At 63.7% G+C, this 223-nt stretch carries 1 protein-coding gene; it reads left to right on the top strand.

Annotated features, from left to right (window positions below; translation table 11 throughout):
• A partial coding sequence (locus tag FNJ47_RS49330; RefSeq protein ID WP_163163915.1) for an IS110 family transposase occupies positions 1-223 on the top strand: 223 nt, incomplete at both ends.

The following is a 223-nucleotide window of genomic DNA, read 5'->3' as shown; positions in this document are numbered from 1 at the left end:
GAAGCTGATGGCGCCGCAACTGGTGAAGCCCTACGTTTCGCGGAACAAGAACGACTGGCGGGATGCGGAAGGACTGTGTGAGGCGATGAGCCGGCAGCGGTTCGTACCGGTGAAGAGTGCCGAGCAGCAGGCCGCATTGATGCTGACGGGTATCCGCGACGGATTGATCGCCCGGCGCACCCAGCTGACCAATACGATCCGCGGCCATGCGGCGGAGTTTGGC

Origin of the sequence: Bradyrhizobium uaiense, assembly GCF_010811875.1 — a bacterium.
In the GTDB taxonomy this organism is placed as follows: Bacteria; Pseudomonadota; Alphaproteobacteria; order Rhizobiales; family Xanthobacteraceae; genus Bradyrhizobium; species Bradyrhizobium uaiense.
The sequence above is the reverse complement of the archived record's forward strand: the minus strand, read 5'-3'. Positions and strand labels throughout refer to the sequence as shown.